Source organism: Paraburkholderia sp. OAS925, from assembly GCF_040543975.1.
Taxonomy (GTDB): domain Bacteria; phylum Pseudomonadota; class Gammaproteobacteria; order Burkholderiales; family Burkholderiaceae; genus Paraburkholderia; species Paraburkholderia graminis.
Map to the genome: position 1 here is coordinate 3,418,615 of NZ_JBEUNO010000001.1, position 14,478 is coordinate 3,433,092.

Below are 14,478 nucleotides of genomic sequence, written 5' to 3' on the forward strand. Positions count from 1 at the left end.
TCGAGGGTGCGGCGTGATGACCGCATTAGAGCGGCGACCGCGCAATTATGCCGCGCGCGGCGGTGTGCAACCAATGACAACGAAGCGCAACCCATCGAAGATACTCACGCCTCGCGCGCGGCCCGCGCCTTCGACGCCTGTTTGTGGCTGTACATCGCGGCATCGGCAGCGGACAGCAATTCGGCGATGGAACCGTGCCGCGCCGCGTCGTACTCGATCTGGCCCACGCTGAAGCGAATGCTGTAACCGCGCTGCGCCTGCGCATTGCGCTCATCGAGTGAATGCGTGAGCCGCTCGGTCACTTCCTGCGTGGCGGCGGCGTCCGTGTCGCTGAGCAGGACGACGAACTCGTCGCCGCCCAGCCGCCCGATCACGTCGCTCTCGCGGAGCGTGCCGCGCAGTACGTCGGCAAAAGTCTTCAGCGCGTGATCGCCTTCCGCGTGACCGAACGTGTCGTTGATCTGCTTGAAATCGTTGAGATCGAAGAACAGCAGCGACGCCGGCCTGTCGAGCCGCTTGCAGACATTCAGCGCATGCTGCGCGAGCGCGGAAAAACCACGCCGGTTAGACAGCAGCGTCAGGTCGTCCAGCGTGGCAAGCTGCACGGCCGCGAGCTCCTGTTCGGCCATGCGTGCGAGATCGCGCAGCAGTTCGCGCTCTTCGTCGTCGAGCTCGCGCGGCTTCACGTCGATCAGGCATAGCGTGCCGAGCCTGCTGCCGTTTGGCACGGTCAGCGGACAGCCGGCATAGAAGCGAATATTCGGCGCCTCGGTCACGAGCGGATTGTCGTGGAAGCGCTCGTCGGCGAGCGTGTCAGGCACGGCCAGGATGTCATCGTCGAGGATCGCATGCGCGCAGAAAGAGACGTCGCGCGAAGTCTCGCTCGCTGTCAAACCGATACACGACTTGAACCATTGCCGGTTCGCGTCCACGAGACTGACGAGCGCGATCGGCACGCCGAACAGACGCTTCGCAAGCCGGGTGAGGCGGTCGAAGCGCTCTTCGGGCGGCGTGTCGAGAATATGCAGTGCGCGTAGCGTGTCGAGCCGCGTGCTTTCGTTGCTGGGAATCGGTGGTGTATGCATGGCGTGTCCCCTGAGACCATCTTGCGCGAGGCAGTGGCAATGTGGGCAATCCGGGCTGTGTCAATCGTGCGATTTTGCGCATCTGGACAAGTTCCCGGAAGCGTCGTCGTGACTCGTCGTCGTGACTCGTCGTCGTGACTCGTCGTCGTTGCTCGTCGTCGTTGCTCGTCGGCCTACTCGTCGTCGTTACTCGTCGTCGAGTATAGGTTGTGCGGGCCGCCCGAGGCATTCGACAAGGTTGCCCGGCCCGCATAGATGCAGCGCGCCGACCACCACCAGGGTTCGTTGCGCTTGCGGCAACAGGTCGCGCACGCGCTGCGCCCACAGACGATTGCGCGCATCGAGAATCGCGTGACGGATCGCGGGCAACGTGAAGATCGGCGATTCATCGGCGATGCGAGCCACGGCCGGCAGATCGCCTTCGAGCCATGCAGCATGCATGCGCTCGAGCGTGCGCTGCGGCTCGCCGGTATCGGACATCAGCAGTGAGAGCGCGGCGGCGACGGTGTCGAGCGGAATGGACTCGAGCGCGTCGGCGACCTCGCTCGCCGTCTCCAGATACCGATACGGTTTGCCATGCGCATTCGCCCACCGCAGCATGCGCGGCTCGACGCCGTCGACAAGCTGCTGGAAAAGTGTCGGCGCAACGATCAGCGTGGCCCACGGACGAAGATCCGCGAGCGGCGCCAACGGACCTTCCGTGGGCCAGGCGGCTTGCAGACGAGTCCAGGCGTCGGCGGGAACGAGCGATTGCAGAACTTGTGCGCCGCCTTCGACATCGGCTTTCAGGAACGGCAGGATCGTCGGCGGATCGGATTCGAAGACCAGCGTTTCGGCCCAGTCATAGGCTTCTTCGATCCAGGGCGGCGTTCTGCGGCTCGACGCGGGAAAGAGATGCATGGAGCCAAGCAGGCGCACGTTAGTGCCGGGGATGTGTAGATACATGCGCGTTGATGACGAGGACGAAACCCGCATTGTGCGCCAGATGGTGCGCGTGTCGCGTAGCCGGCGATGCGCATCGCAATCGACACGCAAGGCAAAGAGATTGTGAACGCGCAAAAAGAAAAGCCCCGACATGGCGGGGCTTTTCTGCACTTCAACTACTGGAGGCGCGAGCCGGAGTCGAACCGGCCTAAACGGCTTTGCAGGCCGCTGCATAACCGCTTTGCTATCGCGCCGCAAGCGGATCGGAATCTAGCTGCAGATTCGCTGATTTGTCTCGTGGACAAGCTTCAAGTCCACCAAACAAAAAGGGAAGCGTTGCTTCCCCTGATGTATGGAGCGGGAGACGAGGCTCGAACTCGCGACCTCAACCTTGGCAAGGTTGCGCTCTACCAACTGAGCTACTCCCGCATTGCACTGCTTCGCAACGCCTTGCACTCTTACTTCGCAAAACTTAATTCGCCAAACCTACAACGCGCTGCTTCAAAAATCTGGAGCGGGAGACGAGGCTCGAACTCGCGACCTCAACCTTGGCAAGGTTGCGCTCTACCAACTGAGCTACTCCCGCGTATTGACTGCTTACTGCTGCGTACTACGCTCTACTGCACCCGATGTTTGAAACCGCGTGCATCGGAGAAACGAGATTATGGAGAAACGACTGAAACGTGTCAACCCCTTTAGCGAATCTCTTTAACTGAACAGATTTCACTCACGACGTGGCCGTGTCTCTCCGTCTGTCGCCGGCATGCGACCGACATGCAACCGCCATGCAAGCGAGCGAACGCACTCAGACGGCCCCGCCCCGCTCGCGAATTTGCGGCCACGCGAGCTTCATGTAATAGAGCATCGACCAGATGGTCAGGAAGGCGGCGAGATAGATGAGCCACAGACCCCACGTGCGCGTGTCGATCGCCACGCCGCCGCCGAACGGCAACACGCCGTTGAACAGCAGCATCGGAATCGCGACCATCTGGCAAGCGGTCTTGAACTTGCCGAGCGAATTCACGGCGACGCTCTTCGACGCGCCGATCTGCGCCATCCATTCGCGCAGCGCCGAAATGGCGATCTCCCGCCCGACGATCACGAGCGCAATCGCCGAGTCGATTCGCGCGAGCTGCACGAGCACGAGCAACGCGGCGGTCACCATCAGCTTGTCGGCGACCGGATCGAGAAACGCGCCAAACGCCGACGTCTGATTCCACTTGCGCGCGAGGTAGCCGTCGAACCAGTCGGTCAGCGCGGCCAGCACGAAGATGGTCGCCGCCGCGAGATTGCGGTGCGCGGGGCTCATCATCATGTCGGGCAAATAAAACACGCCGACGACGAGCGGAATCAGAACGATCCGCAGCCAGGTCAGGAAAATCGGGAAATTGAACGGCATGGGCAGGCGCAGCGTCTGACGGGAGAGTTGCAATTGTGCCGTGTCACCGTGCCTGCCACAAGCAAAGCGGCCCGGAAGCGAGGCGTCGGCGCCGGGAATCGGCGCCAGGCTCGCGGGCGGCGTCCGCGCGCGTTTCGCAAGACGTAGCCACTTCGTAGCCACTTCGCAGCCACTTCGCAGCCACTTTCCAGTCGAACGACGCCATCCAGCGCGCGCAGCGAATCAGTGCAATTGCCGGTAGATCTGCTCGGCGAGCGCCTGCGAAATGCCCTCGACGCTCGCCAGATCCTCGACGCTCGCCGCGACCACGCCGCGCAATCCTCCAAAGCGCGCCAGCAGCCGCTGACGCCGTTTCGCGCCCACGCCTTCGAGTTCTTCGAGCCGCGACGTCTGGCGCGTCTTGCCGCGCTTCGCGCGCATTCCGGTGATGGCGAAGCGGTGCGCTTCGTCGCGGATCTGCGCGACCAGCATCAGTGCCGCGCTTTCCTTGCCGAGTTCGAGCGGCGCGCGGCCGTCGGCGAAAATCAGGGTTTCGAGGCCGACCTTGCGCCCCTCGCCCTTCGCGACGCCGACCAGCATGCCGGTGTCCAGCCCCAACTCCGCGAACACCTGGCGCGCGATTTCGACCTGGCCCTTGCCGCCGTCGATCAACACGATGCTCGGCAAGATTCCGCCCGACGCGACCGGTTCGCCGGCTTGCTGCGTCAACGGCGGATTGTCGGCGGCGTCGCTTTGCAAGTCGGTGGCTTCGTCGACGGCATTCGCGGCGGCCTGCTCGACCATCTTCTCGTAGCGGCGCGTGAGAACCTGGCGCATCGCCGCGTAGTCGTCGCCGGGCGTGATGCCGGTGATGTTGTAGCGGCGATATTCCGACGACTGCATCTTGTGATGGTGATACACGACGCACGACGCCTGCGTCGCCTCGCCCATCGTATGGCTGATGTCGAAGCACTCGATGCGCACATGCGCGAGGTCGTCGCACTCCATGCCGAGCGTGTCGATGAGCGCGCGCGTGCGGGCCTGCTGCGAGCCCTGCTCCGACAAGAGCCGCGCGAGCGCGAGCCGCGCGTTCTGCTCGGCCATCGCGAGCCACGCGCGGCGTTGGCCTTGCGGCTGACGCAGCACGGTGACCTTATGCCCGGCCTGCTCGATCAATACGTCGACGAGTTCGCGCGTGGCCGGCGCGTGGCTGACCACGAGGACGGGCGGCACCCGGTTGCCGAGATAATGCTGGGCGATGAACGCCTCGAGCACTTCGGATTCGATGCCGGCTGCGGCGCGGGGTTTGGGTTGTTTCGCGGGCTCCTGGGTGGTGGCGGAATCGGCTTCGGCTTCGGCGTCGGCTTCGCCCGCCTCGTCTTCTTCGGGCGGCAACTCCTGTGCGATCGCGAGCGCGTCCGCATCGAGCGACCCAGCCTCGTTGCCCGCGCTCTCTTCAACTGACGACCCCGCATCCAACGCAACATCAGTAAGCGCGCCCTCATCTCCTGCGTCTTCCAGCCCGCCCTCGTCCGCGGTCAACGCACTTTCGACGTGCGCAGGGAAATACGCCTTGTCGCCGAGATGCCGGCCGCCGCGCACCATCGCGAGATTCACGCAGACGCGCCCGCCCAGCGCGACCACGGCGAGAATATCGACGTCGCTGTCGCTGCCGACCTCGATCGCCTGCTGATGCAGCACCGTCGACAGCGAACTCATCTGGTTGCGCACCGCCGCGGCCTGCTCGAACTTCAGCTCGCTCGCGAACGCATGCATCTTCTGCTCGAGCTCCTTCATCACTTCGCCCTGGCGGCCGAGCAGAAAGCGCGACGCGTTGGCGACGTCGCGTGCATAGTCTGCTTCGTTGATGTTGCCGACGCACGGCGCCGTGCAGCGGCCGATCTGATGCAGCAGACACGGCCGCGTGCGGTTGTTGAAGACGGAGTCCTCGCAGGTGCGCAACTGGAACACGCGCTGCAGGATCTGGATGCTCTCGCGCACGGCCCACGCGCTCGGAAACGGCCCGAAGTACTGGTTCTTGCGATCCACCGAGCCGCGGTAATACGCCATGCGCGGAAACTTGTGACCGGTCAGCTTCAGATACGGATACGACTTGTCGTCGCGAAACAGAATGTTGTAGCGCGGCGCGAGCGCCTTGATCAGATTGTTTTCGAGCAGCAGCGCCTCGGCCTCGGAGCGCGTCACGGTCGTCTCGATGCGCGCGATGCGCGTCACCATCATCGCGATGCGCGGCGACAGTTGCGTCTTCGTGAAATAGCTCGACACGCGCTTTTTCAGGTCGCGCGCCTTGCCGACGTACAGCACGGCGCCGTGCGTATCGTAATAGCGATAGACGCCTGGCAGATGCGGCAACTGGGCGAGCACTTTCTTGGGCTCGAATTCGATGCTTGCTTCGGGTTCGGTCATGCAGGATCGGCTGGTGGAACTGTCTTGCGAAGCGGCGCGCCGTGGGCCGCGCGCCGCATGAGCGCCGGCGCAAGAAAATCCGACGGGTGCTTCTTCGTGCGAGTGCTTTAGAATCGCCAGTTTAGAACATTCCGCGTCCGCCGGAGCCCTGCGATGTCCTCCACTGCGCCGCTTGCCGGCCCGTCTGCCGGCTCGTCTATCGAATCGCCCGCAGCGACGCCCGTAGCGATCGCCTGCGATATTTTCTGCGCGGTGATCGACAATTTCGGCGACATCGGCGTGTGCTGGCGCCTCGCGCGGCAACTCGCGAGCGAACACGGCTGGCAGGTGCGCGTCTTCGTCGACGATCTGCATGCGTTCCAGAGACTGTGCCCGTCGCTCGCGCTGGATCGCGCGCGGCAGACGGTGGACGGGATCGTCGTGGAGCATTGGCACACGCCCGCGCACGCGGGCGACACGCTCGAAATCGCCGACGTCGTCATCGAAGCATTTGCCTGCGAGCTGCCGCCCGTCTACGTGGCGGCGATGGCGCAGCGCGAGCGCGCGCCCGTGTGGATCAACCTTGAATATCTGAGCCGCCGAAGACTGGGTCGCGGATTTTCATCTGCGGCCGTCGCCGCATCCTCGCTATCCGCTCGTCAAGACGTTCTTCTTTCCGGGACTCGGCCCGGGCACCGGCGGCGTGCTGAAGGAGAACCATCTGGAGGCAGCGCGCGCCGCGTTCGAAGCGTCGCCCGCTGCGCGCGACGCGTGGTGGCGGAAAACCGTGGGCCGCGCGCCGCCGGTCGGCGCCACGGTCGTCTCGCTGTTCGCCTACGAAAATCCCGCCGTCGACAGTCTGCTCGAACAATGGCGCGACGGCGACGAGCCGATCGTGCTACTCGCGCCGGAGGGCCGCATTTCCGGCGCGCTGGCGCGCTTTTTCGGGCTGGCTTCGTTCGGCGCGGGCGCGCACGCAGAACGCGGCGCGCTGAACGCGCACGGCCTCGCATTCACCGAACAATCCGGATACGACGCGCTGCTGTGGGCAAGCGACGTCAACTTCGTGCGTGGCGAAGATTCGTTCGTGCGCGCGCAGTGGGCAGCGAAGCCCTTTGTCTGGCACATCTACCCGCAAGCCGACGACGCCCATCTGCCGAAGCTCGACGCGGCGCTCGCGCACTACGCCCGCACGCTTCCCGCCGATGCCGCCTCTGCGCTCGCCGGCTTCTGGCATGCATGGAACGGCGCCGGCGCGCCCGACTGGGCAGCGCTGCGCCGCCACTACCCGGCGCTGCGGCGGCGCGCGCTCGAATGGGCCGGCGAGCTGGCGCAAGTCGGCGACCTCGCCGGAAATCTCGCCTTGTTCACAAAAACTCAGTTAAAATAAGCGGTTATCCAACGGCCGACGACGCAAGCGCGGTCCGATCGCAGCAAAAAATCCTGGTGTTTCCGGTTTCGTCCGAGCTCTTTTCCGACCTGAAACGGTCGCAAAGGCGAGGCAGAGTCGGAATAACCCGCGTCAGGACCATGCTGCCGAGCGGCGCCACTCGTGAATCCCGCGGCAAGCCAACCACGCTTCGTGCATCGCCTCCCGTCATGCCGCCTCGTCGCGGCGCGGCGCAAAGCGCAGGAAACGTCGAAGCCGCTTGCGCCGTATGCCGTTGAGCACAAGTTGAAGCTATTAATTTCGTACAGGACAGTTTTATGAAGACCGCACAGGAACTCCGCACCGGCAACGTCGTGATGATCGGCACAGACGCAATGGTCGTGCAAAAGGCCGAGTACAACAAATCGGGCCGCAACTCCGCCGTCGTCAAGATGAAATTCAAGAATCTGCTGACCGGCGCAGGCATGGAAAGCGTCTACAAGGCAGACGACAAGTTCGACGTCGTCGTGCTGGAGCGCAAGGAAGTGACGTACTCGTACTTCGCCGACCCGATGTACGTGTTCATGGACGCCGACTACAACCAGTATGAAGTCGAAGCCGAAATGATGGGCGACGCGATGAATTACCTCGAAGACGGCATGGCTTGCGAAGTCGTGTTCTACAACGAGAAGGCCATCTCGGTCGAACTGCCGACCACGCTGGTTCGCGAAATCATCTACACGGAACCGGCTGTCAAGGGCGATACGTCGTCGGGCAAGGTGCTGAAAAACGCCAAGCTCAACACCGGTTTCGAACTGCAAGTGCCGCTTTTCTGCAACATCGGCGACAAGATCGAAATCGACACGCGCACGCACGAGTACCGCAGCCGCGCCTAAACGCCGGCAACCTGATCTCAGCGCAATGCATCGCGCGCTGAGAAAAAATACGAAAGCGCCCAAATGGGCGCTTTTTCTTTTTTGTGCCGCCGAGTATCGTTGAGGAAAACTTTACCGGCAATTTTGTCCAAATTGCCGGTCGCGTTGCCCGATCTTGCCGCCCGCGCCGATGTAAGCCCTTGATCTAGCGAATCAAAGCGCATTGGCACAAGTCATGCTAGTCAGCACTTACCTTATGTTTGTCGACCGGAGATGCGAGATGAACAACGACATCGCTGAAGGCAAGTGGAAGCAGCTCGTTGGCAAGGCCAAGGCGGCGTGGGGCGAGCTCACCGACGACGAATTGACGCGGGCCGAAGGCCGCGCCGACCGTCTCGCCGGGCTGATCCAGGAACGCTACGGCAAGAGCCGCGAAGACGCCGAGCGCGAAGTGCGCCGCTTTTTCGACAGCAACCGCGATTTTTGACAGCAGAACCGACGTAAATACCGGCGCCCTTGCCGGCCACGCCGTGGCCGCAAGGATGCCGGCGGATTTGGACCGGGGGCAGCGCGACGTGCATCGGTGCGTCGCGCACCGCCCTTTTGCTACAGCAAAGGACCCGAACTACGTGAGTCGACTCGCCGTCCGCTTCGCCCGGCGCCCTGCGCGCCGGATACCGTGCTCATGCCGACTGGAAGGCCGCTGCTACGCCGCCTCGGCTGAGGCTGCGCGCGTGGCGACGCATCCGACCGACAGTACCGGCCAGCCATCGTGCCCCCGCCACGCGCAGCAATTGCAGCGCGGCAACGGATATTCCATTCATTTAAAAAGTTGCGCTCGCCATGCCACACGCCCTGATTGTTGAAGACGATCCCAATAGCCTGTCTGGTCTGTCCGCCATTCTTGCTGCCGACGGCTTTTCCGTCGACACGGCGACGACCATCGCCGAGGCACGGGCCGCGCTCACACGCTTCATCCCCGATGTCGTGCTGGTCGACCTGAACCTCCCGGACGGCAGCGGGCTCGACCTGTTGCAGCATCTGCCCGCGCATCCGCCAGGCGGCGCGTTGCCGGTCATCGTCATGACGGGCAACGCGACCGTCGAAAGCGCGATCGAGGGCTTGCGGCACGGCATCTGGGACTATCTGCTGAAGCCCGTCAACATTCCGCGGCTGCGCAGTCTGCTCGCGCGCATTCCGCGGCCTTACGAGCTGACCGAGGAAGTTCAGACGCTGCGTACGTCGCTGCGCCAACTGGGCCGCTTCGGCTCGATGCTCGGCCGCAGCGGCGCGATGCAGCACGTCTACGACACCATCGAACATATCGCGCCGACGGAAGCGGCCGTGCTGATTTCAGGCGAAGCCGGCACCGGCAAGCAGGTCGCCGCGCGCACAATGCACGACATGAGCCGGCGCCGCAAAGGTCCGTTTGTGACGCTCGACTGCCGCAGCGCGGGCGGCACGGCGGCGCTGCGTTCGCTGGACAGCATCCTGTTCGGCCACGAACGCGGCGCGTTCAGCGGCGCGGAGCAGCGCGAGCCTGGTCTTTTCGAGCAGGCGAGCGGCGGGACGCTTTTCATCGACGAAATCGCGGAGTTGCCGCGCGCCCAGCAGGAGGCGCTGCTGCGCGCGCTCGATTCGCAGACCTTCATGCGCGTCGGCGGAACGAGCCAGGTGGTGACCGATTTCCGCCTGATCGCGTCGACGCGCAAGGCGCCGCGCGCCGCGGTCGCTGACGGCAGCCTGCACGAAGATCTCGCGCTGCGCCTCGAAGCCGCGGCCGTGACGCTGCCGCCGTTGCGCGAGCGCGGCGAGGACCCGGCGCTGATCGCGCAGGCCATCGTCGACGAACTGAATCAGGACGCCGCTGCGCGCGGCGCGTCGGATGTCGCGAAACAGGTCGGGCCGAATTTCCTGCGCGAATGTCTGAGCTACGAATGGCCGGGCAACGTGCGTGAGCTGGAGGACCGCGTGCGGCGCGCCTATCTCGCGTCGGGCGATGTGCTCGAATCGCTGCGCGCCGACGAAGCGGGCTCGGTCAACGGCCGCGATCTGAACGGCAGCCGCGTGCAGGTCACGGTCGGCACGCCGCTCGCGGATGTCGAAGAGATGCTGATTCGCGCGACGCTCGATGCGGTCGGCGGCACGCGTCATCGGGCGGCGTCGCTGCTCGGCATCAGTCCCAAGACGCTCTATAACAAGCTGCAGCGGATGCGGCTGAACTGACACGCGCGAACATGCAATGAAAAACGGCGCCTTGTGAACAAGGCGCCGTTTTCTTGTTGCCTCCGCTCGCCGCTCAGGCGAACGCGCTGCGCAGCAACGTCTGCGCTTGCAGATACTGCGGCTGCGCGACCAGCTTGCTCCACTTGAGCGCCCTGCCGCGCGGGCGCATGCGCTTAAGCCGCTGCTGCGATTCCTTCGACGGCGTGAAGCGCAACTCGTCCAGCACCTTTTCGGCCTGTTCCGGCTGATTGCAGATCAGCACCATGTCGCAGCCGGCCTGCAGCGCCGCGGTCGCGCCTTCGGTGAGCGTGCCGCCCTGCCGCGCGGCTTCCATCGACAGGTCGTCGCTGAAAATCGCGCCTTCGAAGCGCAGCTTGCCGCGCAGAATCTCCTGCAGCCACACGCGCGAAAAACCCGCCGGCTTCGAGTCGACTTGCGGATAGACGACGTGTGCGGGAATCACCGAGCCCAGCGACAAACCGAGCCAATCGTACGGCGCGACGTCGTCGCGCAGAATTTCGTCGAGCGAACGATCGTCGACGGGCATCGCGACGTGCGAATCGGCATGTGCAAAACCGTGCCCCGGAAAATGCTTGCCGCAGTTGCTCATGCCGGCCAGCGCGAGACCGTGGTTGAGGCTTTTCGCAAGCAGCGTCACCACGCGCGGGTCGCTATGAAACGCGCGATCGCCGATCACCTGCGACTGCCCGTAGTTCAGATCGAGCACCGGCGTGAAGCTCATGTCGATGCCGCACGCGCGCAGCTCGGAAGCGAGGATATAGCCGACCGCCGTCGTGACCTTGGTGGCATGCAGAACGTCGCTGTCCCACAGCGCGCCGAGCTTGCCCATCGCCGGAAGCACGGTGAAACCGTCGGTGCGAAAGCGTTGCACGCGGCCTCCTTCGTGATCGACCGCGATCAGCAGATCGTCGCGAATCGCGCGGATCGAATCGGTCAGCGCGATGAGTTGCGCGCGGCTCTCGTAGTGGCGCGCGAACAGGATCACGCCGCCGGTCATCGGGTGAGCAAGGCGGCGCTTGTCGTCGTCGTTCAGCGTTTTGCCGACGACGTCGAGCATCACCGGTCCGGGAATGGTTTTCATCGAATTCCGTTGGAAGATTGCGTGCAAGGACAGACGCGGCCGTTTCGGCCGCATTCGGAGTGGTGTCTATTCAACGCGGGATGACGGCTCAGCGCTTTCCGCGATCACAAACGACACCGCGTAATCGCGCTCGTCGCTGATCGTGACGCGCGCGGTGATGCCGCGCGCCTCGAGCCATTCGGCGAGTTCGCCCGATGCGACCACCATCGGCTCGCCGCTCGGCTTGTTGAGCGTTTGCAGCGCGCGCCATGTCATCGGCCAGTGCATGCCGAGGCCGATCGCCTTCGAGAAGGCTTCCTTCGCCGAAAAGCGCGTGGCCAGAAACGCGAGCCCGCGCGCCGCGGACCGCGCATTGCGTGCGTGATAGACGCGCAGTTCGTCGGGGCCGAGCACCTTCTCGGCAAAGCGGCCGTTGGTGCGCGTCATCACCGCGGCGACGCGGCTCACTTGCACGATGTCCGTGCCGATACCGTAGATCGTCATAGGCGCGACCGTCCCGGCGACGGCATCAGGCGCGTGCGCCGAGACGCGCGGCGACCATGATCGCCTTCATCTCGCGCACCGCGTTGTCCCAGCCCGCGAAGATCGCGTGCGCGACGATCGCATGACCGATGTTCAGTTCGACGATGCCGTCGATCGCCGCGATCTGCTGGACGTTCGTGTAGTGCAGGCCGTGGCCCGCATTGACCTTGATGCCGAGCGTCGCGCCGAACTCGACCGCGCGGACCACGCGCTCGTATTCGCGCTGCTGTTCCGCGGGATCGTGCGCTTCGGCGTAGCGGCCGGTATGCAGCTCGATCACCGGCGCGCCCGCTTCGTGCGCCGCGCGAATCTGCGTCTCGTCAGGATCGATGAAAAGCGACACGCGCGAGTTCGCGTCCGCAAGCTGCCTGCATGCAGCGCGCACGGCCTCGAACTGGCCGGCCACGTCGAGCCCGCCTTCGGTCGTCAGCTCCTGGCGCTTTTCCGGCACGAGGCAGACGTCGTGCGGCTGCACGTCGCAAGCGATGTCGAGCATTTCCTGCGTGACCGCGCATTCGAGATTCATCCGCGTCTTCAGCAGCGGACGCAGCGCGCGCACGTCGGCGTCGACGATATGGCGGCGGTCCTCGCGCAGGTGCAACGTGATGGCGTCGGCGCCGGCCTCCTCCGCCATCAACGCGGCGCGGATCGGGTCGGGGTACGACGTGCCGCGCGCGTTGCGCAGCGTGGCGACGTGATCGATATTCACGCCGAGATCGATCACATTCGGCGACGTTAGAAAGAAGCTCATAAGTTCTGCAAGTCGATCAGGATCTGGCGCGTCGCGAGCGGCGTGCCGCCAAGGTAAGTATTGAGCAGAAAGCGCATCAGCGTTTTGCTTTGCGCCACGGTCTGCGCTCGATGGTAATCGTCCTGTTCCATATCGAGCAAGGTTTGGCCCGCGACCACGGGCCATTGCGCGGGCAAGTCGTCGGACGCTTCGCGCACGCCGCGCTCGGGGTCGAACACGTAGCGTTTGCCGGCATCGACCGCTTTGCGCGTGACCGTCCGATCGAGCGACATCGCGTAACCGGTCTCGCGCAAAAGCACGCGCTCGAACGAGCGCAGCACCTGCACGGGCGGCTCGTCATGCGCGAGGCGTGTCATCGTGACGACGTAGTGATGGAACAGTTGCGGATGCGGATCTTCGCGCGCGCAGAACTTCACGAGCAGCTCGTTCACGTAGAAGCCGCACAGGAGCGCGTCGCCCGTCAAAGGCAACATGCCGCCGACCCATTCGGCGCCGGTCAGCGTGCGCACTTCCGACTTGCCCGACCACGACAGCGCGAGCGGCTGGAACGTCTGCAACACGCCGCGCAACGCCGAGTGCGGACGCTTCGCGCCCTTCGCGACGAGCGCGAGGCGGCCATGATCGCGCGACAACACGTCGATGATCAGACTCGTCTCGCGATACGGATAGCTGTGCAGAACGAATGCGGGCTGCTCGGCGATCCGGTATTCGGAAGCGGAGCCCGAGCGCGACGACTTGCGAGCCGGCGTCTTGCGCGGCTCGTCGCCGGCAGCGCCGGCATCGGCGCTGGAGGTCTTTCTGGTGGAAGTTTGGCGGCTAGCGCGCGTGGACTTCGCGCGGCCGCGCGACGGCTCGGCCGACTCGGAGTCGTCCGGGTCGGTGCCGGAATTCAGCGTGACCCACGCGTCATTCGTACCCATACGCACGAAGTCCTGCTTCGTTGTCGGCCCAGCCGCTCTTCACCTTGATGAAGGTTTCGAGATATATCGGGCCGTCGAACAGCCTTTCCATGTCAAGGCGCGCCTCGGTGCTGATCTGCTTCAGCTTCGCGCCTTTCTGGCCGATGATCATTGCCTTGTGCGTATCGCGTTCGACGAGAATCGTCGCGAAGATTCGGCGCAGGCGCCCTTCGGTTTCGAACTTGTCGATCAGCACGGTGCTCGTGTACGGCAGTTCGTCGCCGGTCCAGCGAAACACTTTTTCACGCAGGATTTCGGCCGCCAGAAAGCGTTCGCTGCGATCGGTGAGATCGTCTTCGCCGTAGATCGGCGCGCCTTCCGGCAGATACGGTTTGATGGTCGCCATCAGACGCTTGATGTCGTCGGGATTCTTGGCCGACAGCGGCACGATCTCGTTGAACGGACGCAGCGCGCTCATCTGCTGCATGAACGGGAACAGCGAATCTTTATCCGACACGCGATCGAGCTTGTTCGCGATCAGCAGCGTGGGCACCGACGGCGGAATCAGGTCGAGCACTTTCTGGTCGTCCGGGCCGAAGCGACCGGCTTCGATCACGAACAGGATCGCATCGACGGAAGTCAGCGTGGACGTCACCGCGCGGTTCAGCGAACGGTTCAGCGCGCCGCTGTGCTTGGTCTGAAAGCCGGGCGTGTCGACGAAAATGTACTGGACGTCTTCGAGCGTGTGAATGCCGGTGATGCGATGGCGCGTAGTCTGCGCCTTGCGCGACGTGATGCTGACTTTCTGGCCGACCAGCGCGTTCATCAGCGTGGATTTGCCGACGTTCGGACGGCCGACGATCGCGACCATGCCGCAGCGAAAACCAGTGGGAGTGGGAGCGTTCATATTCGGGCTACGGCAGGTTCGGGGACGCGCGGAA

At 64.2% G+C, this 14,478-nt stretch carries 13 protein-coding genes, 3 tRNA genes and 1 pseudogene; 4 read left to right on the forward strand and 13 right to left on the reverse strand.

The window, feature by feature from the left end; translation table 11 throughout:
* Nucleotides 1-104 precede the first annotated feature (104 nt).
* The 7 genes from ABIE53_RS14855 to uvrC all read right to left on the reverse strand — a co-directional run bounded on the left by ABIE53_RS14855 (nucleotide 105) and on the right by uvrC (nucleotide 5,814).
* Nucleotides 105-1,085, reverse strand: a complete 981-nt coding sequence (locus tag ABIE53_RS14855) for a sensor domain-containing diguanylate cyclase (RefSeq protein ID WP_192698818.1) — start codon at nucleotides 1,083-1,085, stop codon at nucleotides 105-107.
* Nucleotides 1,086-1,271: 186 nt separating this feature from the next.
* Nucleotides 1,272-2,030, reverse strand: coding sequence for a TraB/GumN family protein (locus ABIE53_RS14860; protein WP_192698817.1), 759 nt, complete (start codon nucleotides 2,028-2,030; stop codon nucleotides 1,272-1,274).
* A 159-nt stretch (nucleotides 2,031-2,189) separates the two neighbouring features.
* Nucleotides 2,190-2,263: transfer RNA gene (locus ABIE53_RS14865), tRNA-Cys, on the reverse strand.
* A 99-nt stretch (nucleotides 2,264-2,362) separates the two neighbouring features.
* Nucleotides 2,363-2,438: transfer RNA gene (locus ABIE53_RS14870), tRNA-Gly, on the reverse strand.
* Between the two features lie 81 nt (nucleotides 2,439-2,519).
* Nucleotides 2,520-2,595: transfer RNA gene (locus tag ABIE53_RS14875), tRNA-Gly, on the reverse strand.
* Nucleotides 2,596-2,814: 219 nt separating this feature from the next.
* Nucleotides 2,815-3,408, reverse strand: coding sequence for a CDP-diacylglycerol--glycerol-3-phosphate 3-phosphatidyltransferase (gene pgsA / locus ABIE53_RS14880; RefSeq protein WP_029967771.1), 594 nt, complete (start codon nucleotides 3,406-3,408; stop codon nucleotides 2,815-2,817).
* Between the two features lie 222 nt (nucleotides 3,409-3,630).
* Nucleotides 3,631-5,814, reverse strand: a complete 2,184-nt coding sequence (gene uvrC / locus ABIE53_RS14885; protein WP_192698816.1) for an excinuclease ABC subunit UvrC — start codon at nucleotides 5,812-5,814, stop codon at nucleotides 3,631-3,633.
* A gap of 153 nt (nucleotides 5,815-5,967) precedes the next feature.
* Between uvrC and earP the strand changes: the two are divergent.
* A pseudogene (gene earP / locus ABIE53_RS14890) lies at nucleotides 5,968-7,183 on the forward strand (elongation factor P maturation arginine rhamnosyltransferase EarP).
* A 317-nt stretch (nucleotides 7,184-7,500) separates the two neighbouring features.
* Complete coding sequence (gene efp / locus ABIE53_RS14895; RefSeq protein WP_006051954.1) at nucleotides 7,501-8,058, forward strand: elongation factor P; 558 nt, start codon at nucleotides 7,501-7,503, stop codon at nucleotides 8,056-8,058.
* Nucleotides 8,059-8,075: 17 nt separating this feature from the next.
* Here the strand turns inward: efp and ABIE53_RS14900 are convergent, their stop codons facing one another.
* Nucleotides 8,076-8,261 (reverse strand): hypothetical protein, encoded by a 186-nt coding sequence (locus ABIE53_RS14900; RefSeq protein WP_157140683.1) that lies wholly within the window; start codon nucleotides 8,259-8,261, stop codon nucleotides 8,076-8,078.
* A gap of 56 nt (nucleotides 8,262-8,317) precedes the next feature.
* On the opposite strand from ABIE53_RS14900, the gene ABIE53_RS14905 reads away from it, so the two are divergent.
* Nucleotides 8,318-8,524, forward strand: coding sequence for a CsbD family protein (locus tag ABIE53_RS14905; RefSeq protein WP_006051953.1), 207 nt, complete (start codon nucleotides 8,318-8,320; stop codon nucleotides 8,522-8,524).
* A 356-nt stretch (nucleotides 8,525-8,880) separates the two neighbouring features.
* Nucleotides 8,881-10,263 carry a sigma-54-dependent transcriptional regulator gene (locus tag ABIE53_RS14910; RefSeq protein WP_006051952.1) on the forward strand — a complete coding sequence of 461 codons (1,383 nt, stop codon included), beginning with the start codon at nucleotides 8,881-8,883 and terminating at the stop codon, nucleotides 10,261-10,263.
* 73 nt (nucleotides 10,264-10,336) lie between these two features.
* Here ABIE53_RS14910 and nagZ read toward each other — a convergent pair whose 3' ends face one another.
* From nagZ to era, 5 genes are all read right to left on the reverse strand, one after another.
* The gene (nagZ, locus tag ABIE53_RS14915) at nucleotides 10,337-11,365 is read right to left on the reverse strand and encodes a beta-N-acetylhexosaminidase (protein ID WP_192698815.1); all 1,029 of its coding nucleotides are present in this window, start codon (nucleotides 11,363-11,365) and stop codon (nucleotides 10,337-10,339) included.
* Between the two features lie 66 nt (nucleotides 11,366-11,431).
* Complete coding sequence (acpS, locus tag ABIE53_RS14920; protein ID WP_053858551.1) at nucleotides 11,432-11,848, reverse strand: holo-ACP synthase; 417 nt, start codon at nucleotides 11,846-11,848, stop codon at nucleotides 11,432-11,434.
* Between the two features lie 25 nt (nucleotides 11,849-11,873).
* On the reverse strand, nucleotides 11,874-12,638 hold the full coding sequence (pdxJ, locus tag ABIE53_RS14925; RefSeq protein ID WP_006051949.1) for a pyridoxine 5'-phosphate synthase: 765 nt from the start codon (nucleotides 12,636-12,638) through the stop codon (nucleotides 11,874-11,876).
* Nucleotides 12,635-13,558 (reverse strand): DNA repair protein RecO, encoded by a 924-nt coding sequence (gene recO / locus ABIE53_RS14930; RefSeq protein WP_053858552.1) that lies wholly within the window; start codon nucleotides 13,556-13,558, stop codon nucleotides 12,635-12,637. Before recO ends, pdxJ begins: the two co-directional genes overlap by 4 nt.
* Nucleotides 13,545-14,444: a GTPase Era gene (gene era, locus ABIE53_RS14935; protein ID WP_029967782.1), complete on the reverse strand. Its 900-nt coding sequence runs from the start codon at nucleotides 14,442-14,444 to the stop codon at nucleotides 13,545-13,547. The genes recO and era overlap by 14 nt, the downstream gene beginning before the upstream one ends.
* Nucleotides 14,445-14,478 lie beyond the last annotated feature (34 nt).

Coding starts and splice junctions, on each gene's coding strand:
- ABIE53_RS14855 (WP_192698818.1), bottom strand. CDS start 1,085: ATGCATACACCACCGATTCCCAGCAACGAAAGCACGCGGCTCGACACG.
- ABIE53_RS14860 (WP_192698817.1), bottom strand. CDS start 2,030: ATGTATCTACACATCCCCGGCACTAACGTGCGCCTGCTTGGCTCCATG.
- pgsA (WP_029967771.1), bottom strand. CDS start 3,408: ATGCCGTTCAATTTCCCGATTTTCCTGACCTGGCTGCGGATCGTTCTG.
- uvrC (WP_192698816.1), bottom strand. CDS start 5,814: ATGACCGAACCCGAAGCAAGCATCGAATTCGAGCCCAAGAAAGTGCTC.
- efp (WP_006051954.1), top strand. CDS start 7,501: ATGAAGACCGCACAGGAACTCCGCACCGGCAACGTCGTGATGATCGGC.
- ABIE53_RS14900 (WP_157140683.1), bottom strand. CDS start 8,261: ATGCGCTTTGATTCGCTAGATCAAGGGCTTACATCGGCGCGGGCGGCA.
- ABIE53_RS14905 (WP_006051953.1), top strand. CDS start 8,318: ATGAACAACGACATCGCTGAAGGCAAGTGGAAGCAGCTCGTTGGCAAG.
- ABIE53_RS14910 (WP_006051952.1), top strand. CDS start 8,881: ATGCCACACGCCCTGATTGTTGAAGACGATCCCAATAGCCTGTCTGGT.
- nagZ (WP_192698815.1), bottom strand. CDS start 11,365: ATGAAAACCATTCCCGGACCGGTGATGCTCGACGTCGTCGGCAAAACG.
- acpS (WP_053858551.1), bottom strand. CDS start 11,848: ATGACGATCTACGGTATCGGCACGGACATCGTGCAAGTGAGCCGCGTC.
- pdxJ (WP_006051949.1), bottom strand. CDS start 12,638: ATGAGCTTCTTTCTAACGTCGCCGAATGTGATCGATCTCGGCGTGAAT.
- recO (WP_053858552.1), bottom strand. CDS start 13,558: ATGGGTACGAATGACGCGTGGGTCACGCTGAATTCCGGCACCGACCCG.
- era (WP_029967782.1), bottom strand. CDS start 14,444: ATGAACGCTCCCACTCCCACTGGTTTTCGCTGCGGCATGGTCGCGATC.